The sequence below is a fragment of the Streptomyces sp. NPDC002817 genome, assembly GCF_053592055.1.
This window is the reverse complement of sequence record NZ_JBSFUY010000023.1, coordinates 60,795-80,597: the sequence shown is the minus strand read 5'-3', so window position 1 is coordinate 80,597 and position 19,803 is coordinate 60,795. Positions and strand designations below refer to the sequence as shown.

Here is a 19,803-nt window from a genome sequence, read left to right as displayed (position 1 = left end):
TCATCCCTGGGTCTTCTGGATGGCTTCTCGAAGCACCTGGCGGTCGTCGAAGGGACGGACCACTCCGGCGATGTCCTGGCCCTGCTCGTGGCCCTTGCCCGCGACCAGCACGGTGTCGCCCGGCTGTGCGCGGGAGACGGCGGCGACGATCGCGGCGGCCCGGTCCTCGAAGACCTGGACCTCGCCGCGCTCGTGTGCCGGTACGGACGCCGCACCCTCGAGCATGGTTGCAAGGATCGCGAGCGGGTCCTCCGAGCGGGGGTTGTCGGAGGTCAGTACGGCGGTGTCGGCGAGCCGGGCCGCGGCGGCGCCCATCGGCGCGCGCTTGGTCGTGTCGCGGTCCCCGCCACAGCCGAGCACGATGTGCAGCTTGCCCTCGGTGACCTTGCGGAGCGCTTTGAGAACGGACTCGACGGCGTCCGTCTTGTGGGCGTAGTCCACGACCGCGAGATACGGCTGACCGGCGTCCACGCGCTCCAGGCGCCCCGGCACGCCCGGCACCGCGGCGATGCCGTCGGCGGCGGTCTGCGGGTCGAGGCCCGCGGCGGCGAGAGCGGTGATCGCGGCGAGGGTGTTGGCCACGTTGAAGGGCCCGGCGATCGGTGACCTGGCGGCGATCCGCTCGCCCTTGGGGCCGACCACGGTGAACGTCGAGTCCATCGGACCGACCTGGACGTCCTCGGCACGCCAGTCGGCGTCGGGGTGGCCCTCGGCGGAGAAGGTGACGACCGGGACCGTGGCTTCCTTGGCGAGCCTGCGGCCGTACTCGTCGTCGACGTTGACCACGCCGAGCCGGCTGCGTTTCGGCGTGAAGAGCTGTGCCTTGGCCCGGAAGTAGTCCTCCATGTCGGAGTGGAACTCCATGTGCTCCGGGCTGAGGTTGGTGAAGACGCCGATGTCGAAGACACAGCCGTCGACCCGGCCGAGCACCAGCGCGTGGCTGGACACCTCCATCGCGACCGCCTCGACACCGCGCTCGCGCATGACCGCGAACAGGGCCTGGAGATCGGTGGCTTCGGGGGTGGTGCGCTCGGACTTGATGCGCTCGTCACCGATCCGCATCTCGACGGTGCCGATGAGTCCGGTGTTTCGGACGGCCTTCAGGCCGCCCTCCACCAGGTACGCGGTGGTGGTCTTTCCGGAGGTGCCGGTGATGCCGATCTGGAGCAGATCGCGGCCCGGACGGCCGTAGATGGTGGCCGCGAGTTCGCCCATCCGCGCGCGCGGGTCGTCGACGACCAGCACCGGAAGCCCCGTCGCCGCGGCGCGTTCGGCGCCGGTCGGGTCGGTCAGCACGGCGACCGCGCCGAGGCCGGCGGCCTGGGTGACGAAGTCGGCGCCGTGCAGGCGGGCACCCGGGAGGGCGGCGTACAGGTCGCCGGGGCGGACGGCCCGCGAGTCATGGGTGATGCCCGTGACCTCCGCGGTGTTCCCCGGCTGTTCGGCACCCAGTTGACCGGCGAGCTCCGCGAGGGGTGTGGCGGAGACCTGAACCGGCCTGGGCGGCCCGGGATATGTCACGGGATGGCCCTTCTGGGTGGTTTGGGACTGATCAGCGTGTGGCACGGCGGTGAGCGTACCGGGCACACCCCGTTCGGAGCGAAGTGAGGGCACGGGCGCGCCCTGGTTCCCGGAATCGGGAGTGATCGTTGTCACGAGCTGGTTCCTGGGTGGTTCCGTGCCGAGCAGTGCAGGTCAGGGTTTGAAGGTGACGGGGAGGCTGGCGGACTTGGCCCCGGTGGGCGGGACCTGGAGGGTCTTCAGGGCGAACTCCATGACCTGCTTGTAGACGGGTCCGCAGATCTGGCCGCCGAAGTAGCTGCCCTTGGTGGCGTTCTGGATGGCGCAGTAGACGGTGACGCGGGGGTTGTCGGCGGGCGCGAATCCGGCGAACGAGGAGGTGTAGCCGTGGTACTTGCCGGTGGCCGGATCCACGCGGTTGGCCGTACCCGTCTTGCCCGCGACCCGGTAGCCGGGAATGCGCGCCTTGGCGCCGGTGCCCTCCCGGTCGTCCACGACCGACTCCAGCATCCGGGCGAGGGTCTTCGCCGTCTTCTCGCTGATCACCCTGGACTTCTCGGGCTTCGCGGCGGGCGTGAAGCGTCCGTCGGGTCCCTGGGTGCCGCGGACGAGCGTGGGTTCGACGCGTACGCCGCCGTTGGCGATCGTCGAGTAGACGGACGCGGCCTGCATCGCGGTGAGGGAGACGCCCTGGCCGAAAGGAATCGTGTACTGCTGCGAGGTCGACCAGTCCTGCGGCGCCGCGAGGATGCCCTTGGTCTCGCCGGGGAAGCCGAGGCCGCTGTAGCTGCCCAGGCCGAACTTGCGCAGATACGAGTAGAGGACCTGGTTGGCCTGCGCCTGGGTCTTGCCGAGCTGGCCGGTCGCCAGGATGGTGCCGATGTTGCTGGACTTGGCGAGCACGCCGTTGAGCGTGAGGTACCAGGTCTCGTGGTCGATGTCGTCCTTGAAGAGCCGGTCGCCGCGGTGCAGCCGGTTGGGCACGACGACGTGCGTCTGCGGCGTGGCGACGTTCTCCTCCAGCACGGCGGCCATCGACATGACCTTGGCGGTGGAGCCGGGCTCGTAGGCGTCCTCCAGAGCCCAGTTGTGCAGGGTGCTCGGATCGGCCTGGGACAGGTCGCCCGGGTCGAAGCCGGGCGAGTTGGCCATGGCGAGGATCTCGCCGGTCTGTGTGTCCTGCACTATCACGTACCCGCGGTCCGCCTTGGACTTCTTCACCTGCTCGGTGATGGCGTCCTGCGCGGCCCACTGGATGTCCCGGTCGATGGTGAGCTCGACGTCGCTGCCGGGGACCGCCGGGGTCTCGGTGGAGCCCGCGGTCGGGACCTGGCGGCCGCCGGACTGGGCGTAGCGGATCTTGCCGTCCTTGCCGGACAGCAGGGTGTTCAGCTTCTGCTCGACCCCGCCGCCGCCCTTGCCGTCTGCGTTGACCCAGCCCAGTATCCCGGCGGCGAGGTCGCTGTTCGGGTACACGCGCTTGCTGGTGGCGACCGCGAAGACACCGGCGAGGACATTGACGGTGGTGCGGTCGTCGTCGGCCTTGGTGGCCAGTGCGCTCTTGAGGTCCTTGATCTGCTTCCAGACCTGCGGCGTCTGCCGGCCGGCGAGCTTGACGTACTGCCCCTTGGTCCGCAGCTTCTCGGTCAGCCCGGTCTGGTCCTGGCCGAGGATCGGGGCGAGCAGGGCGGCGGCCTGCTCGGGTCCGTCGTCGATCTTGAGCTGCTCGCGGCTGAAGAGCGTGGGGTCGGCCGTGATGTCGTACGCGTCCACGCTGGTCGCCAGGGCCACGCCGGAGCGGTCGGTGATCTGGCCGCGCTCGGCGGCCAGGGTGTAGCCGACGTACCGGTTCTGCTCGGCCTTGGCGGCGTAGGTGCCGGCGTCGACGGCCTGGACCTGGAGCAGCCGTACGGAGAAGGCGATCAGTACGAGGGTCAGGCCGAGGCCGACCATGCGGAGCCGGGGCCGGGGACTGCCGAGCCGGATGATGCGCGGGCCAGTGGGGCGCGCGGCCTGGGGGCGGGGCGCCGGGCGGCGGGCCGGGCGGGCTCCGGGGCCCGCGGGGCGCCGTCGGGCGTCGGGGGCGGGCCTGGTGGGTCCGGGCACGCGGCGGCGCGGCGGTTCCCTGTCGGACACTTCCGTCACCTGCCGGGGGTCGGGGTCGCGGAGGACGGGGCGGTGGAGGGGGTGGGCGTGGGAGTCGGAGTGGGCGACGGCGAAGGGGGCGCCGACGTGGCGGTCAGCGGGACGATCGCCTCGGGCGGCTGTACGACCTGGGCCGAGGACTGTTCGGCCGCGGCGCCCGGGACGCCCTTGACGGTGCCGTCGGGGTCGAGGAAGGCGGGATCGCCGCCGGGGACCATGCCGAGCTCTCGGGCGCGGCGCTGGAGGGCGTCCGGGGCGGAGTAGGAGTCGATGTCCCGCTGGAGGGCCTGCTCCTGGTCGGTGAGGCTCTTGGTCTCCTTCTGGAGGTCGTCGAGTTTGAACGACCCTTCGGAGAGCGCGGAGTTCAGCACGAGGAGCCCGATGAGACCGCCGCCCAGAAGCAGGACGACGAGGAGGACGAACGGGGTGCGGGCGGCCTGCCCTCGGCCCCCCGTGGTCGGGAAGAGCCGTGCCAGCCGAGCGGCCCGGCCCTTGAGTTCAGGTTTCCTGCTCACTGCACCTCCAGTGAGTCCGGTTTCCGTACTCGCTCACGCGCCCCGGCCCCCTCGTGTCCGTCATTCCAGCGCCTCCCTGATGCGCTCGGCGCCGCGCAACCGCGCGGGAGCCGCTCGCCGGTTCTCGGCGATCTCTTCCTCCGTGGGAAGTTCGGCACCGCGCGTGAGCAGCTTGAGCCGCGGCTGGTACTGCTCGGGGACGACCGGCAGCCCGGGGGGCGCGGTGGTGGCGGCACCGGCCGCGAACACCTGCTTGACCAGGCGGTCCTCGAGCGAGTGGTACGACAGGACGGCGATCCGCCCGCCGACCGCGAGGGCCTGCACGGCGGCCGGGATCGCCCGCTCCAGGACGGCCAGTTCACCGTTGACCTCGATGCGCAGCGCCTGGAAGGTGCGCTTGGCCGGGTTGCCGCCGGTGCGCTTGGCGGCCTGCGGCAGGGAGTCCCGGATCAGCTCGACGAGCCGCGCGCTGTAGGAGAAGGGCTCCTTGTCGCGCTCGCGCACGATCGCGGACACGATCCGCTTGGCCTGCTTCTCCTCGCCGTACGCCCGCAGGATCCGTACGAGTTCGCCGGCCGGGTAGGTGTTGAGGACCTCGGCGGCGCTGACGCCGGTCGTCTGGTCCATGCGCATGTCGAGCGGGGCGTCCTGGGCGTAGGCGAAGCCGCGGTCGGCCTCGTCGAGCTGCATGGAGGAGACGCCGAGGTCGAAGAGGACGCCCTGCACGCGCGGGAGGCCGAGCCGCTCCAGCACCTCGGGCAGCTCGTCGTAGACCGCGTGGACGAGGGTGGCGCGCTCCCCGTACGGCGCGAGGCGCTCGCCGGACAGGCGCAGGGCCTCCTTGTCGCGGTCGAGGGCGACGAGCCGGGCCTCGGGGAACTGCTGGAGGAGGGCCTCGCTGTGGCCGCCGAGGCCGAGCGTGCAGTCGACGACGACCGCTCCGGGGGCCTGGAGGGCGGGGGCCAACATGTCCAGGCACCGCTGGAGCATCACCGGGACGTGTCGACTCTGGCTCAAGGGGCCCTCTCAGATCCGGCGAGGCGGTACGCACCGCCGGGTCCCCGCCCGCTCGTGAAGGGGAGGCCTGCCGGCGCCAAGAGCGTCAGCCGGCCGGGAGCGGGAGGAGGCCGAGCCGTACGTGCGCGCCGCGCACGTGGGGAGATCCGGCGACCTGGCCGGTTTCTCCTGGGGAATTCAGTCCAGCAGGGAGACCTCGCCTCCCGCTTCGCGTCACTTTAGTCCACGGTGACTCGCGGTCAATCAACCGGCCTGCGCGTCGCGGCCCGGCTCCGGGACGGAGCGACGGGCCACCGGAAATCACCCGCTCGGACGCATACCGCCCGCTGTGGGTTACCTCACACGAAGGACGTGATGACGCTCTTTTTCCCTTCTCACGACAGGACCGGAACGGCTGTGACCAGTACCGTCGTGGCTATGACGACTTCTGCATCCGGCGCCACCGCAACCGAAGGCGCCATACCGGGCGACACCGTCACCGACCGTCTCGTCGAGGCGAACGAGCGGTACGCCTCCGCCTTCACCGACCCCGGCATGGACGCCCGTCCCGTCCTGCACGTGGCCGTGGTGGCCTGCATGGACGCCCGTCTCGACCTGCACAAGGCGCTCGGCCTGGAGCTCGGCGACTGCCACACCATCCGCAACGCGGGCGGCGTGGTCACCGACGACGTGATCCGTTCGCTCACCATCAGCCAGCGCAAGCTCGGCACCCGCAGCGTCGTGCTCATCCACCACACCGGCTGCGGCCTGGAGCAGATCACCGAGGACTTCCGCACCGACCTGGAGATGGAGGTCGGCCAGCGCCCGGCCTGGGCCGTGGAGTCCTTCCGGGACGTCGACCAGGACGTACGGCAGTCCATGCAGCGGGTGCGCACCTCGCCGTTCCTGTTGCACGCCGACGACGTCCGTGGCTTCGTGTTCGACGTGAAGACGGGCCTGCTGCGCGAGATCGACCCCTCCTGACCCACCACCGAAGCTGTCGTTCTCCTGTTGATTTCCGGTTCAGGGGTGCCCAAAAGGCCGCAAGCCCCGACATATCGCGGGCAGTTGTCCACAGGCGAGTGACACGAATCGGTAACGGCAGCCAGAATGCGTGGATGGACGTCGCGCGGAACCTTTTCCGGGCGGTGTCCGTGATTCGGGGTGGGCCGGTCCGCAACGCAGAGCGTCGGCCCGGAGAAAGAACGGGCCGAGGAGGGCCGGGTGACGACCTATGACGATCGAGCGAGCCTCACAGATCTGACTGCCACTGTGGAGCGTGTCCGCAGTTCGGTAGAGGGTGTGATCGAGGGCAAGCCCGAGGTCGTACGGCTTTCGCTGACCGTACTGCTCGCCGAAGGGCATCTTCTGATCGAGGATGTACCGGGCGTCGGCAAGACCATGCTCGCGAAGGCACTGGCGCGGTCCATCGACTGCTCGGTGCGGCGTATTCAGTTCACGCCCGACCTGCTGCCCTCGGACATCACCGGGGTGTCCATCTGGGATCAGCAGCGCCGGGACTTCGAGTTCAAGCCGGGGGCGATCTTCGCGCAGATCGTGATCGGCGACGAGATCAACCGCGCCTCGCCGAAGACCCAGTCGGCACTCCTGGAGTCCATGGAGGAGCGGCAGGTGACCATCGACGGGCAGACGTACGAGCTGCCGAGCCCGTTCATGGTGGTGGCCACACAGAACCCGGTCGAGATGGAGGGCACCTATCCCCTGCCGGAGGCCCAGCGCGACCGCTTCATGGCGCGGGTCTCCATCGGCTACCCCAGCGCGGAGGCCGAGCTGCAGATGCTCGACATCCATGGCGGGGCGAGCCCCCTGGACGACCTCCAGCCGGTGGCGCACGCGCACGACATCGTGAAGCTGGTCGACGCCGTCCGCGGCGTCCACGTCGCCGACACGGTCCGGCGGTACGCGGTGGAGCTGGTCGCCGCCACGCGCACCCACCCCGACCTCAGACTCGGCGCCTCCCCGCGCGCGACGCTGCATCTGCTGCGCGCGGCGAAGGCATCCGCCGCCCTGAGCGGCCGGGAGTACGCGCTGCCGGACGACATCCAGGCGCTCGCCGTCGCTGTCCTGGCCCACCGGCTGCTGCCCACCGCCCAGGCACAGCTCAACCGGCGTACGGCGGAGCAGGTGGTGCAGGAGATCCTGCAGCGCACCCCGGTGCCCCAGCAGCAGGGCGGCGCCGGGCTCGGGCACGGCACGCAGGCGTACGGCCAGCAGCCGCCGCGGAGGCTGTGATGACCACCGCCGCCGGGCCGGCCCACAGCGAGGCCGACCGGGGCGACAAGGGCGGGGTGCGCACCGCGCTGGCCGGTCTGACGACCCGCGGCCGTTCGTTCCTGGCCGCCGGGATCGCAGCCGCCATCTGCGCGTACGTCCTGGGGCAGAGCGATCTGCTCCGGGTCGGGCTGCTCCTCGCGCTGCTGCCGCTGGTCTGCGCGACCGTGCTCTACCGCACCCGCTACCGGGTGGCCGGCAGCCGCCGGCTCTCCCCCGCGCGCGTGCCCTCCGGCAGCGAGGCCCGTGTCCATCTGCGGATGGACAACGTCTCGCGGCTGCCCACCGGTCTGCTGATGCTCCAGGACCGGGTGCCGTACGTCCTCGGCCCGCGTCCCCGCTTCGTGCTGGACCGGGTGGAGGCGGGCGGCCGCCGCGAGGTGTCCTACCGCGTCCGCTCCGACCTGCGCGGCCGCTATCCGCTGGGCCCGCTCCAGCTGCGTCTGACCGACCCGTTCGGCATGTGCGAGCTGACCCGGTCCTTCTCGTCGTACGACACCCTGACGGTGATCCCGCGCGTGGAGCCACTGCCGCCGGTGCGCTTCGCCGGTGAGGCGAAGGGCTACGGCGACGGGCGGAACCGCTCGCTCGCCCTGGCCGGCGAGGACGACGTCATCCCGCGCGGATACCGCTACGGCGACGATCTGCGGCGGGTGCACTGGCGTTCCACCGCGCGCTACGGCGAGCTGATGGTGCGCCGCGAGGAGCAGCCGCAGCGCGCCCGCTGCACGGTGCTGCTGGACACCCGGGGCCTCGCCTTCCGCGGCGCGGGCCCCGACTCGCCCTTCGAGTGGGCCGTGTCGGGCGCGGCGTCGGCGCTGGTGCACATGCTCGAACGGGGCTTCTCCGTACGACTGCTGACGGACACCGGCAGTTCGGTGCCCGGCGAGGGCGCGGACGGCTTCGCGGGCGCGAGCCAGGAGTCGGCGGACGCGGCCGGGCTGATGATGGACACCCTCGCGGTGATCGACCACTCCGACGGCACGGGTCTGTCCCGGGCCTACGACTTGCTGCGCGGGGGCAACGAGGGACTGCTGATCGCCTTCTTCGGCGACCTCGACGAGGAGCAGGCCGCGGTGGCCGCCAAGATGCGTCAGCGCAGTGGCGGCGCGGTCGCCTTCGTGCTGGACGGCGGCCGCTGGGGGCGGGAACCGACCGATGTGGCCGGCCCGTTGGACAGGAGCGAGGAGCGGTTGCGGATGCTGCGCGAGGCGGGCTGGACGGCGCTGAGCGTGCCGCGTGGCGCCTCCTTGAGCGATTTGTGGCGCCAGGCGGACCGCGAGCGCACCGGCATCGGTGCGACGAGCGGGCCGGGCAGTGAGGGGGCACGCGCATGAGCGGGCGGGCACGACTGGCGCTGTGCGCCTGGGCGGCCACCCTGATGGCGTCCTGCGCCCTGCTGCCCCTGGTCGAACCGGCCTCGTGGATCCTGCAGGCGGCCTTGCTGCTCGGTGTCCAGTCGCTGGTGGGCGCGGCGACCCGGCGGGTGCCGCTGGCGCGGCCGCTGACCGTGGCCGCACAGGCCCTGGTCACGCTGATGATGCTGACCCTGGTCTTCACCCGGGAGCAGGCGGTCGCCGGGCTGGTCCCGGGTCCGGAGGCGTTCCAGCGGTTCGCCGATCTGTTCCAGCAGGGCGGCGACGACGTCGCGCGGTACGCGATCCCGGCACCGCTGGAGTCCGACGGCATCCGGCTGATGATCCTCGGCGGTGTGCTGGTCATCGGCCTCGCGGTGGACACCCTCGCCGTGACCTTCCGCAGCGCGGCTCCGGCCGGGCTGCCGCTGCTGGCGCTGTACTCCGTCGCAGCGGGGCTCTCCGACGGTGGCGCCGACTGGCTGTGGTTCCTGGTCGCGGCGGCCGGCTATCTGATGCTGCTGCTGTCCGAGGGACGCGACCGGCTCTCCCAGTGGGGCCGGGTCTTCGGCGGGGCACCGCGCACCCCGGGCGGCGAGCCCGGCGTGGTGGCGCCGGTCCGCACCGGGCGGCGCATCGGCGCGGTCGCGCTGGGGCTCGCCCTGGTGGTGCCGGTCGCGCTGCCCGCGATGGACGGCGGCCTCCTGGACGGCACCGGGGCGGGTGTGGGCGGTGGCAGCGGGAGCGGCGGCACCATCTCCGCGGTGAACCCGCTGGTGTCCCTGCGCGACAACCTGAACGTGGACGAGGACCGCCAGGTCCTGTCCCTGCGCACCGAGCCCGAGGACCAGGGCAGCCTCTATCTGCGGATCGTCTCGCTGGACGACTTCGACGGCCGGACCTGGAAGCCGTCCAAGCGCAACATCGAGAAGGTGCCGGACCAGCTGCCCACGCCGATCGGCCTCGGCGCCGACATCCGGCGCGCCGAGATCACGACCAGTGTCACGGCCGCCAAGGACTACCGCCAGGACTGGCTGCCGATGCCGTACCCGCCCAGCGGTGTGCGGATCGACGGGGACTGGCGCTACGAACCCGAGGGCATGACCCTCGTCGGCGACCACGACCAGACCACGAGCGGGGCGGCGTACGAGGTCAAGAGCCTTGTCGTGCAGCCGACGGCGGAGCAGCTGGCGGCCGCCCCGGCGCCGCCCGGGGACATCAGGCGCGACTACACCGAGGTGCCCGACTCGCTTCCGGCGGTCGTGGCCACCACGGCTCGTGAGGTCACCCAGGGCTCCGCGAACCACTACGAGCAGGCGGTCAAGCTCCAGGAGTACTTCTCCCTGACGGGCGGTTTCCAGTACGACACCCAGGTGCAGGTCGGCTCCGGCTCCCAGGCGATCGCCCGGTTCCTGAAGGACAAGCAGGGCTTCTGCGTCCACTTCTCCTTCGCGATGGCGGCGATGGCCCGCACCCTGGGCATCCCGGCCCGGGTGGCGGTGGGCTTCGCGCCGGGTACGCCGCAGGCCGACGGCACGGTGTCGGTGGGGCTGCGGGACGCCCACGCCTGGCCCGAGCTGTATTTCGAGGGCGTGGGCTGGACCCGCTTCGAGCCCACCCCGACCCGGGGCACCCAGCCCGAGTACACGCAGACGGACAGCCCCGACAGCAACCTGCCCGACCCGGGCGTCCCGTCCCGGTCGGCGAGCGCCGCGCCCTCCACCGCCCCCTCGGCGAGCGAGAGCTGCACGGCGGAGCAGAAGAAGCTGGAGGCGTGCCCGAGCGAGTCCGCCGCGGCCCTGCCGGTCACGGACGGCGGTGGTCCGAAGTGGACCGTCGTGCTCGCATGGGTCCTCGGCGGGCTCGCCGCGCTGGCGATCCCGCTGGCCCCGATGGTGTGGCGCCGCCGCACCCGGGCGGTACGGCTGGGGGCGCACGGCCGCAGCGAGGCGGACGCGGCGCTGCACACCCTGGCGGTCTGGCTGGAACTGACCGATACCGCGTGGGACTTCGGGATCCTGCCGGACGATTCGCAGACCCCGCGCAAGGCGGCGGCGCGGATCGTGAGACTGGGGCATCTCGACCCGACGGCCGCGACCGCGGTGCACCGGGTGGCGGACGCGGTGGAGCAGGTTCTCTACGCGCCGCGGCCGCGCCCGACGGCGGGGCTCGCGGAAGACGTCCGACAGGCGATCGCCGGACTGGCCGTCCCGGTGACCCGGCGTACGAAGCTGCGGGCGATGTTCGCGCCGCGTTCAACCGTACGAGTGGTGTGGGCGGTCTCGGAGTGGTGGACCGGTGTGACGGCCCGTGCGGCGGCGGCCAGGCCGACGCTGCGCAAGCAGCCGTCGGGCCAGGAGGGCTGAGTCCGCGGAGCAACGGCTGAGGCCCCGACCCGTGCGAGCGGGTCGGGGCCTCAGCCGTTGGGTCGGACGCTGATCGGGCGATCACCGAAGGGGCGATCGGCGCCGTCAAAAGGGCGTGCGTGAGGGGGTGACCACCCGCCGGGTGGTCACCCCCTCACGCATCAGCTATTGGTCGAGCTAATGGCCGCCCTGCTCGTCGCGGCGCTTCTGCCAGCGCTGCTCGATACGGTCCATCATGGAGCGCTTCTGCCTGGCCTGACGGCGCGCGTGCGGGGCACCGGCCGCGGGCTGTTCACCCGGCTTGGGGGCCTTGCGCCAGCCGGTCACGGCGAGTACCGCACAGCCCAGCATGACGAGGAAGCCCACCACGCTGAGCCAGACCTGCTTGGCGACCATTCCTGCCATGAGGAGCGCGATACCCACGAGGAAGCCCGCGACCGCCTGGTAGACCCGTCGCCGGGTGTACGTGCGCAGCCCGCTTCCCTCAAGCGCTGTCGCGAACTTGGGATCTTCGGCGTACAGCGCTCGCTCCATCTGCTCGAGCATTCGCTGCTCGTGCTCCGAGAGCGGCACGGAATCCTCCTCATCGTGCAGTCGCCGGGGCGACCCGGGGGGTCCCTTCAGGATAGGCAGGGAATCGCCCCCGTGAAACCCGCCCCTCTACGCCAATTGGCCAACCGGGATTCCGCCATGCACGTCCCGGCCCGCTAGATCTTGCATTCCCCAGCGGCCGACCCGTCATGCCGGACGGTCTCCCTCGATCATACGGCGCCAGGCGCCCGATCGGGGGGCCTGTGGCGTACTCCATCTGCACCCAAGTCCCTGATCAGCGCTGCACCAGGAGAGCTGCCTCAGGCCTCGACGGTCCCTCGGGTCTCACCGAGCACGTGAAGCTGCGTGGCCACGGAGTGGAAGGCGGGGAGTTCGGCCGCCGCCTCCTCCAGCTTGAGCAGGGCCTCCAGGGCTCCGGGCTCGGTGTCGACCAGCACGCCGGGGACCAGGTCCGCGAAGACCCGCACGCCGTGCACGGCACCGACCTCGAGGCCCGCGCCCTCGACCAGCTCGGTGAGCTGGTCGGCGGTGAAACGCCGCGGCACGGGGTCACCGGTGCCCCATCGTCCGTTCGGGTCCTCGAGCGCCTGCTTGGCCTCCTTGAAGTGGCCGGCGAGGGCGCGGGCGAGCACGGCGCCGCCGAGGCCCGCCGCGAGCAGGCTGAGGACGCCCTCGGAGCGCAGGGCGGCCACCACGTTGCGGATGCCCTCGGCCGCGTCGTCCACGTACTCCAGGACGCCGTGGCACAGCACCGCGTCGTAGGCGCCGCGCTCGACCACGTCGAAGAGACCGTGGGCGTCGCCCTGGACACCGCGCACCCGGTCGGCGACGCCGGCCTCGGCGGCGCGGCGCTCCAGGGCGAACAGCGCGTTGGGGCTGGGGTCGACGACGGTGACCCGGTGGCCGAGCCGGGCGACGGGCACGGCGAAGTTGCCGCTGCCGCCGCCGGTGTCGAGGACGTCCAGGGCGTCCCGGCCCGTGGCCTTGACCCGCCGTTCGAGGGCGTCCTGGAGGACCTCCCAGACCACGGCGGTACGGAGAGAGGCGCGGGGTCGCAGCGGGTCCGACACGGCAGTTGACTCCTCGTCGCGGCACCGCCTCTTGCACGGCGGAGCGATCGGTCTGCCCTCCCCGCCCGGGTACCGGAGAAGGAGGGCTTCAGGCGCCCTCCACCCTATTGCCTCCGTCACCTCGCCCGACCACCGTGGCATCCAGGTGGCAGCGCCCGTGCCGTGCCGGCGGGGTCAGCCCGCGTCCGGCATGTCCCGGCCCGTGTCGTGGTCGTCGGGCTCCGGCCGGTCCGTGTCCTGGCGGGGCTGGGGCAGGACCGGCTGGAGGACCAGCATTCGTTCGACGAGGCGCAGGAACATCGCCACGTCACGTATGAGGTCGTCAGCGTCCCGGCGCGTGGCCGCACCCTGGATGCCTGCCTCGGCACGGGCGCGGCGCCGGGCGCCGGCGGCGAAGAGCGCGCTCCACTCGGCGAGCTCGGGGGCTATTTCGGGGAGCACTTCCCAGGCGCTCCGGATCTTGGCCCGGCGTCGTGGCGAGGGTTCCGGACGCCCGCGCGCGGCGAGCACGGCGGCGGCGGTGCGCAGGGCGGCGAGGTGGGCCGTCGCATAGCGCTCGTTCGGTGTCTCCAGGACGGCGGCCTCGTCGAGTCCGGCACGGGCCTGGGCGAGCAGATCGAGGGCGGCGGGCGGGGCCGTGGTCCGGCGGAGCACGGGGTGTACGTCGCTCGCCGGTCCGGTCAGTGAGGGGGCAGGGCCGGTGGCGCGGCGCCGGCGGGCGGCTGCTGCGTGGTAGGTGGCCATGACGAACCTCCTGTCGTCTGTGTGACGGCACGTCCCGATACGGGATGCCGTATGTGCCCATCGTGAGGTATGCCACTGACAATCCGTTCTGACCTGGGCTTTTGCTTCGATCGAAGGTTCGGGTTAGTTTTTGCACTGACCAGTCAGTTCAAAAACTCCGGCAGTTCTGGACATCAGGGGGTGGGCTGTGGGCGGAGTCGCCGTCACAGCCGAGGAATTCGGGCTCAAGGGGCCGCGCGGCTGGGCGTTCCGCGGGATCGGCCTCGATGCGGAGCCCGGGGCGCTGATCGCCGTCGAGGGGGTGTCGGGGTCGGGCCGTACGTGTCTGCTGCTCGCGCTCACCGGGCGGATGAAGGCGTCCGAGGGGACGGCGGCCGTGGGCGGGGCCCGGCTGCCGAAGCAGCTCGCGGCGGTGCGGCGGATGAGCGCCGTGGCCAACGTCGCCGGTGTCACCGACCTCGACCCGGCCCTGACCGTCGGGGAGCACCTGCGCGAACGGGCGCTGCTGCAGCACCGGTTCGGCGACTCCCTGCGCGGGCTGCTGCGGCCGCGTGCCGAGCGCGCGAACGAGGCGAAGCTGCGGATCGACACCGCCCTGAGCGCCGCCGGTCTCGACCGGGATGCCCTGCCCAAGGGCTCCCGGACGGCCGTACGCGATCTGGAGCGGCTGGAGGCGCTGCGGCTGTCCGTCGCGCTCGCCCTGATCGGGAGGCCGCGGCTGCTCGGCGTCGACGACACCGATCTGAAGCTGTCCGACGCGGAACGGGCCGAGGTCTGGGCGCTGTTGACGTCGATCACCGAGGCGGGGACCACGGTCGTGGCGGTGTGCAGTGAGGCACCCGAGGAGGCTGCCGTGAAGGTGTCCACTCAAAGTGCCCCTCAGGGCTCGGCTCAGAAGAAGAAGGAGGACGTCGATGCGCTCGCCGCGACTGGCCGCGCTTGAGCTGCGGCGTTTCGGACGGGGGAAGCTGCCGCGGGCCGCGCTGGTCGCGCTGCTGGTGCTGCCCCTGCTCTACGGCGCCCTGTATCTGTGGTCGTTCTGGGATCCGTACGGCCGGCTGGACCGCATCCCCGTGGCGCTCGTGAACGACGACAAGGGAGCCACCGCCGACGGGAGGAAGCTCGCGGCGGGCGACGACATCACCCGGGGGCTGCACGACAGCGACGTCTTCGAGTGGCACGAGGTGAGCGCCGCCGAGGCACGCGCGGGTGTGGAGGAGGGCACGTACTACCTGTCGCTGACCGTGCCGACCGACTTCAGCGCGCGGATCGCGTCCAGCGCGGGCGACTCCCCCGAGACGGGCGCACTCCAGGTGCGGACCAACGACGCGAACAACTACATCGTCGGGCAGATCTCGCGCACGGTCTTCAGCGAGGTGCGCCAGGCCGCGTCCACGAAGGCGTCGCGGTCCTTCCTGGACCGGATCTTCATCTCGTTCTCCGACATCCACGGCGCGACGGTCAAGGCCGCCAAGGGGGCCGACAAGCTCGAGGGCGGGCTCGGAAAGGCCGAGAAGGGGTCCAAGGACCTCGCCGACGGGCTGACGGACGCCAAGAGCGGCAGCGGCGATCTGGCCAAGGGGCTCAAGAAGCTCGACAAGGGCGCGGGCGACCTGGAGGACGGCTCGCAGCAGGTCGCGGAGGGCACCCAGACGCTCGCCGACAAGGTCAACGGGGTCGCGGCGAAGGCGGGCCCGTTCCTCGAGGACAACGAGAAGACGATCGGTGACACCGCCCAGCTCGTCGCGGACTCCAGCAAGGCGATCCGCAAGCACCTGGACACCCTGGTGACGACGGCCCCCGTGGCCGCCAAGGGCGCCCGCACGGCCTCCGAAACGCTGGACGAGATCCATCGGACGCGCTGCGAGAAGGCCGTACTGCCCGACGCGGCCTGCGCCGACCTGGAGAAGGCCAAGGACGCGGCCTCCGACGTGGCGACCATCGCCGACGACCTCAACACCCTCGTGGGCGACCAGGACGGCGACCTGAAGAAGCTCGACAAGAACCTGGCGAACCTGCAGAAGCAGGCCCAGGCGATCGCCGACCGGGCGCCGCACCTCTCCGAGGACCTCGACGACGCCGTCTCCAAGGTCAACGAACTGAACACGGGCGCGGGGAAGGTCGCCGCGGGCGCCAAGAAGCTGCACACGGGGCTCGGCACGGCCAAGACCGGTGCCGGTGACCTGGACGAGGGGGTCGGCAAGCTCAGGACCGGCGCCGCCGATCTGAACGGCGGCATGTACAAGCTGGTCGACGGCTCCGGGAAGCTCTCGGACGGGCTGCACGACGGAGCCGACCAGATCCCCGACTACGACAAGCGGGACCGCGACGAGCGGACCGAGGTCATGGCCGACCCCGTCCAGCTGGTCTCCAAGGACATGCACAAGGCGCCCAACTACGGCACCGGGTTCGCCCCGTACTTCATCCCGCTGTCCCTGTGGGTGGGCGCGATGGTGGCGTACATGCTGGTCGCACCGATGAACCGGCGCGCGCTCGCCGCGGGCGCCCCCGCGTGGCGGATAGCGCTGGCCGGCTGGCTGCCGGTGGTGGCGGTCGGGGTGCTCCAGACGGTGGCCCTGATGTCGGTGCTGCACTGGGCGATCGGCCTGCAGATGGTGCGGGCGGTCGGCACGGTGGGCTTCCTGTTCCTGGTGACGGCGTGCTTCGCGGCGATCGTGCAGTGGCTGAACGCCCGCTTCGGGGCGGCGGGACGGATCCTCGTCCTCGCCTTCCTGATGCTCCAGTTGACGTCCGCGGGCGGCACGTACCCCGTGCAGACCAGCCCTGGCTTCTTCAACGCGCTCCACCCCTTCCTGCCGATGAGTTACGTCGTCGAGGCGCTCCGCAGGCTCATCACGGGCGGCGGTCTCGGTCCGGTCTGGCACGCGTGCGTGGTGCTCGTCGCCTTCACCGCGGGCGCACTCGCACTGACCGCGCTGTCGGCCCGCCGTCGCCAGGTGTGGACGCTCGACCGGCTGCACCCGGAGCTGAGCCTGTGACCTCGACGACCGCCGGGTCTCCGGCAGCTGTGAGAATCGGGGGCATGGAAAGCAGCAGCGGCAGCACGCGCCGCGAGGCCACCCGGCAGAAACTCTACGAGGCGGCCGTCACGCTCATCGCGGAGCAGGGCTTCTCCGCCACCACCGTCGACGAGATCGCCGAGCGGGCCGGGGTGGCGAAGGGCACGGTCTACTACAATTTCGCGAGCAAGTCCGTCCTGTTCGAGGAGCTGCTGCGGCACGGTGTGGGACTGCTCACCGCCTCCCTCCGGGAGGCCGCGGAGCGGACGGCGCGGGAGGGCGGCAGCAAGACGGACGCCCTGGACGCGATGATCCGGGCCGGCCTGGTCTTCATCGACCGCTATCCGGCCTTCACCCAGCTGTACGTGGCCGAGCTCTGGCGCACCAACCGGGCCTGGCAGTCCACGCTCATGGTGGTCCGGCAGCAGGCGGTGGCGGTCGTCGAGGACGTGCTGCGCGAGGGCATCGCGAACGGCGAGTTCCACGAGGCGATCGATGTCTCCCTGACCGCGTCCGCCCTGGTCGGCATGGTGCTGGTGGCGGCCCTGGACTGGAAGGCGTTCCAGGCGGAGCGCTCCCTGGACGATGTGCACTCGGCACTGTCGCGGCTGCTGCAAGGACGGGTGAGCGGCCGGGGCTGAGCCGGCGGTACGCGCGCGTAGACAGACGAAAGCGCCGGTCCGCTGTGGCCGCGTCCCCCGCGGGCCACCTCGAACCGGCGCCTTCTCCTGCTCCCCCGTGCTCCCCCGATTCCCCCGTTGGACCCCCGTTCGGTCGTTCCCCCGGGCCCCCCGTGCCTCGCTCCCGCCGACTTCCGCCGGCGGAAGGAGCGGATCCGGGGCGGCTCCGCTCCGGCGCCCCGTGTCGCCGGTGCCGAGCCGTTCCCCTTCTCCGTGGCTCCACTCTCTCGTTCGCGCAGGTCGGCCCCCATCCGCGCGCGTACTCATCTCGCCCACTAGGTACGGATACTCAGACCTGCGTACTCAGGCCCAGGACGCTCCGTTGCCGAGTGGTTACGATCGCCTCCGTGTCGGTACTCCCTCTCGTCTTCACCAGCGGCTGGGCCAGCGGAATCAACGCCTACGCCGTCGTGCTGCTGCTCGGCGTCTTCGGCGCGACCGGGCTGAGCGACGACGTCCCCGAGACGCTCCAGCGCCCTGAGGTCCTCATCACAGCCGGTGTGCTGTTCCTGTGCGAGGCGGTCGCGGACAAGATCCCGTACGTCGACTCGGCGTGGGACTCGGTCCACACGCTGATCCGCCCTGCCGCGGGCGCCTGGGTCGGTGCGGTGCTCGCCGGGCAGAGCGGTTCGCTCAACGACGTGGTCGCGGGTCTGGTCGGCGGTTCGACGGCGCTGGCCAGCCATGCCGTCAAGGCCGGGACGCGGATGGCGGTGAACACCTCGCCCGAGCCGTTGAGCAACGTGATCGTGAGCCTGGCCGAGGATCTCGGGGTCGCCGGGATCGTCACCTTCGCCATATTCCACCCGGAGGCGGCGGCGATCATCGCAGGCGTACTGCTGGTCGGCGGCCTGGTGATACTCGTCTTCCTGATCTCCCGGATCCGACGGTTCCTGCGCCGCCGGGCGCAACGGCGGGAGGAGAAACGGCTCGCGGGACGGACGGGACACCCACCGGGCTGGTGACCCCCGGCAGCCCTCGGACGGTGCCCGCGGCCGGGGCTGTCGGTGGTGGCCGATAAAGTCGCAGGCATGGCACGGATTGCGGTGATCGGCGCCGGGATGGGCGCGATGGCGGCCGCCGCCCGGCTGGCCGTCGCGGGCCACCGGGTGGCGGTGTACGAGCGTACGGAGACGTACGGCGGTGCGGTGCGCCGCCTCGAGCGCGACGGCTTCGCCTTCGACACCGGACCGGGGCTGCTCACACTTCCCGCGGTCTACCGCGATCTGTTCGTCAAGACCGGCAAGGAGCCGCTGGAGTCGGTCGTCGAGCTGGTCCAGGTCGACCCGTCGACGCGGCATCTCTTCGCGGACGGCACCGAGGTCAGTCTGCCGAACGCCTCCCGCGCGGGTGTCGTCTCGGCGCTGGACGAGGCACTCGGCTCCGACGCGAGCGCCCGCTGGGGCGACTTCCTGGTCCGGGCCCGCGAGGCCTGGGACCGCACCCGCAGGCCGCTCCTGGAGGAACCCCTCTGGCCGAACTGGTCGGTGCTGGCCGACCGCGAGCCCTATCCGTCGGTCCCGCACAAGAAGCTGCTCCGCACCCGCCGGGCCGGCACGCTCGCCGAGGTCGGCGCCTGGGAGCTGCGCGATCCGAGACTCGTCGCCCTCCTGGAGAGCCACGCCCTCGCGTACGGCCTGGACCCGCGCGTCGCCCCGGCGAGCGCGGCGGTGCTGCCGTACATGGAGCACGCCTTCGGCACCTGGTATGTCCGCGGCGGCATGCGGGAGTTGGCGCGCGCGGTGCACGAGCGGTGTGTGGCGCGCAGGGTGGAGTTCCACTTCGGCGCCGAGGTCACCGGGGTGCTGGAGAAGGACGGCCGGGCTGCGGGGCTCGAACTGGCCGACGGGGAGGTGGCGGAGGCGGACTTCGTCGTCGCCGGTGTCGCTCCCGATGTGCTGAGCCGCTGCGTGCGGGGCACCGCGGTGCGGGAGGACGGTGCGGTTCCTCCGCTGCGCGGGCTGCCGAGCCGTATGACGGTGCTGGTGGCGCTGCGCGGCGGGCGCCCACAGGGAGCGGCGCACCGGACGGTCGTGCACGCGGAGGACCGGGAGCGCGAGCTGGACCTGCTGTTCGGCTCGTCCCGGGGGCTCGACGTACGCCCCACGCTCACCGTGCTGCGCCCCGACGACCCGGGTGTGGTCCCGAGCCCGGACCACGAGGCGATCACCCTCACCGCCACGGTGCCCGCCCACGCCGACCGGGACCGGCCGACGTCCGAGGTCTTCGACGATCACGCGGACAAGCTGATCACCGCTGCCGAGCGTGCCGTACCGGACCTGCGCGAGCGCCTTCTCTGGCACGAGGTGCGTGTCCCGGCCGACATCGCGGAGACGACCGGTGCGGAGGGGGGCGCGGTTCCCGCCCCGGCTCTCGCCGCGGCCGAAGGTCGCCTGCTGCACCCGGCGAACACCACCGGGCTGTCCGGTCTGTTCACCGTCGGCGGCTGGTCCCACCCGGGCGGAGGCCTCCCGCACGCCGGGATGTCGGGTGCGCTGGTGGCCGGGCTGATCGTGGAGGGGCCGGAGTTCCGGGGCTCTCGGTGAC

The 19,803-nt window shown here is 71.9% G+C and carries 16 protein-coding genes; 9 read left to right on the top strand and 7 right to left on the bottom strand.

The genetic code is table 11. The features are described 5' to 3' along the window. From ACWD3I_RS33575 to rsmH, 4 genes are all read right to left on the bottom strand, one after another. On the bottom strand, positions 1 to 1,521 hold the full coding sequence (locus ACWD3I_RS33575; RefSeq protein ID WP_365396165.1) for a UDP-N-acetylmuramoyl-L-alanyl-D-glutamate--2,6-diaminopimelate ligase: 1,521 nt from the start codon (positions 1,519 to 1,521) through the stop codon (positions 1 to 3). A gap of 174 nt (positions 1,522 to 1,695) precedes the next feature. Then, positions 1,696 to 3,657, bottom strand: coding sequence for a peptidoglycan D,D-transpeptidase FtsI family protein (locus ACWD3I_RS33570; protein ID WP_451084254.1), 1,962 nt, complete (start codon positions 3,655 to 3,657; stop codon positions 1,696 to 1,698). 5 nt (positions 3,658 to 3,662) lie between these two features. Beyond that, positions 3,663 to 4,181 (bottom strand): septum formation initiator family protein, encoded by a 519-nt coding sequence (locus ACWD3I_RS33565; RefSeq protein WP_365396170.1) that lies wholly within the window; start codon positions 4,179 to 4,181, stop codon positions 3,663 to 3,665. Positions 4,182 to 4,241: 60 nt separating this feature from the next. Continuing rightward, positions 4,242 to 5,198, bottom strand: a complete 957-nt coding sequence (rsmH, locus tag ACWD3I_RS33560; protein WP_365396173.1) for a 16S rRNA (cytosine(1402)-N(4))-methyltransferase RsmH — start codon at positions 5,196 to 5,198, stop codon at positions 4,242 to 4,244. A gap of 354 nt (positions 5,199 to 5,552) precedes the next feature. Here rsmH and ACWD3I_RS33555 point away from each other — a divergent pair, with 354 nt between their 5' ends. The 4 genes from ACWD3I_RS33555 to ACWD3I_RS33540 all read left to right on the top strand — a co-directional run bounded on the left by ACWD3I_RS33555 (position 5,553) and on the right by ACWD3I_RS33540 (position 11,190). Next, positions 5,553 to 6,161 carry a beta-class carbonic anhydrase gene (locus ACWD3I_RS33555; RefSeq protein ID WP_451084253.1) on the top strand — a complete coding sequence of 203 codons (609 nt, stop codon included), beginning with the start codon at positions 5,553 to 5,555 and terminating at the stop codon, positions 6,159 to 6,161. 240 nt (positions 6,162 to 6,401) lie between these two features. Continuing rightward, positions 6,402 to 7,430, top strand: a complete 1,029-nt coding sequence (locus tag ACWD3I_RS33550) for an AAA family ATPase (RefSeq protein ID WP_266893611.1) — start codon at positions 6,402 to 6,404, stop codon at positions 7,428 to 7,430. Beyond that, on the top strand, positions 7,430 to 8,806 hold the full coding sequence (locus tag ACWD3I_RS33545; RefSeq protein ID WP_365396178.1) for a DUF58 domain-containing protein: 1,377 nt from the start codon (positions 7,430 to 7,432) through the stop codon (positions 8,804 to 8,806). Before ACWD3I_RS33550 ends, ACWD3I_RS33545 begins: the two co-directional genes overlap by 1 nt. Beyond that, positions 8,803 to 11,190, top strand: a complete 2,388-nt coding sequence (locus tag ACWD3I_RS33540; protein WP_365396181.1) for a transglutaminase TgpA family protein — start codon at positions 8,803 to 8,805, stop codon at positions 11,188 to 11,190. The genes ACWD3I_RS33545 and ACWD3I_RS33540 overlap by 4 nt, the downstream gene beginning before the upstream one ends. Positions 11,191 to 11,367: 177 nt before the next feature. Here ACWD3I_RS33540 and ACWD3I_RS33535 read toward each other — a convergent pair whose 3' ends face one another. The 3 genes from ACWD3I_RS33535 to ACWD3I_RS33525 form a co-directional block, all read right to left on the bottom strand. Beyond that, the gene (locus tag ACWD3I_RS33535; RefSeq protein ID WP_171144436.1) at positions 11,368 to 11,763 is read right to left on the bottom strand and encodes a DUF3040 domain-containing protein; all 396 of its coding nucleotides are present in this window, start codon (positions 11,761 to 11,763) and stop codon (positions 11,368 to 11,370) included. Positions 11,764 to 12,041: 278 nt separating this feature from the next. Beyond that, complete coding sequence (locus ACWD3I_RS33530) at positions 12,042 to 12,812, bottom strand: methyltransferase (RefSeq protein WP_365402240.1); 771 nt, start codon at positions 12,810 to 12,812, stop codon at positions 12,042 to 12,044. A gap of 174 nt (positions 12,813 to 12,986) precedes the next feature. Then, the gene (locus ACWD3I_RS33525) at positions 12,987 to 13,556 is read right to left on the bottom strand and encodes an SAV_6107 family HEPN domain-containing protein (RefSeq protein ID WP_365402244.1); all 570 of its coding nucleotides are present in this window, start codon (positions 13,554 to 13,556) and stop codon (positions 12,987 to 12,989) included. A 187-nt stretch (positions 13,557 to 13,743) separates the two neighbouring features. On the opposite strand from ACWD3I_RS33525, the gene ACWD3I_RS33520 reads away from it, so the two are divergent. From ACWD3I_RS33520 to ACWD3I_RS33500, 5 genes are all read left to right on the top strand, one after another. Then, complete coding sequence (locus ACWD3I_RS33520) at positions 13,744 to 14,499, top strand: ATP-binding cassette domain-containing protein (RefSeq protein WP_365402246.1); 756 nt, start codon at positions 13,744 to 13,746, stop codon at positions 14,497 to 14,499. Next, a complete protein-coding gene (locus tag ACWD3I_RS33515) occupies positions 14,471 to 16,555 on the top strand; it encodes a YhgE/Pip domain-containing protein (RefSeq protein WP_365402249.1) in 2,085 nt (694 codons plus the stop codon). Before ACWD3I_RS33520 ends, ACWD3I_RS33515 begins: the two co-directional genes overlap by 29 nt. Before the next feature lie 44 nt (positions 16,556 to 16,599). Beyond that, on the top strand, positions 16,600 to 17,217 hold the full coding sequence (locus tag ACWD3I_RS33510) for a TetR/AcrR family transcriptional regulator (protein ID WP_365402252.1): 618 nt from the start codon (positions 16,600 to 16,602) through the stop codon (positions 17,215 to 17,217). A gap of 386 nt (positions 17,218 to 17,603) precedes the next feature. After that, positions 17,604 to 18,221, top strand: coding sequence for a DUF4126 domain-containing protein (locus tag ACWD3I_RS33505; RefSeq protein ID WP_365402255.1), 618 nt, complete (start codon positions 17,604 to 17,606; stop codon positions 18,219 to 18,221). Between the two features lie 66 nt (positions 18,222 to 18,287). Further along, positions 18,288 to 19,802, top strand: a complete 1,515-nt coding sequence (locus tag ACWD3I_RS33500) for a phytoene desaturase family protein (protein ID WP_365402258.1) — start codon at positions 18,288 to 18,290, stop codon at positions 19,800 to 19,802. Position 19,803 lies beyond the last annotated feature (1 nt).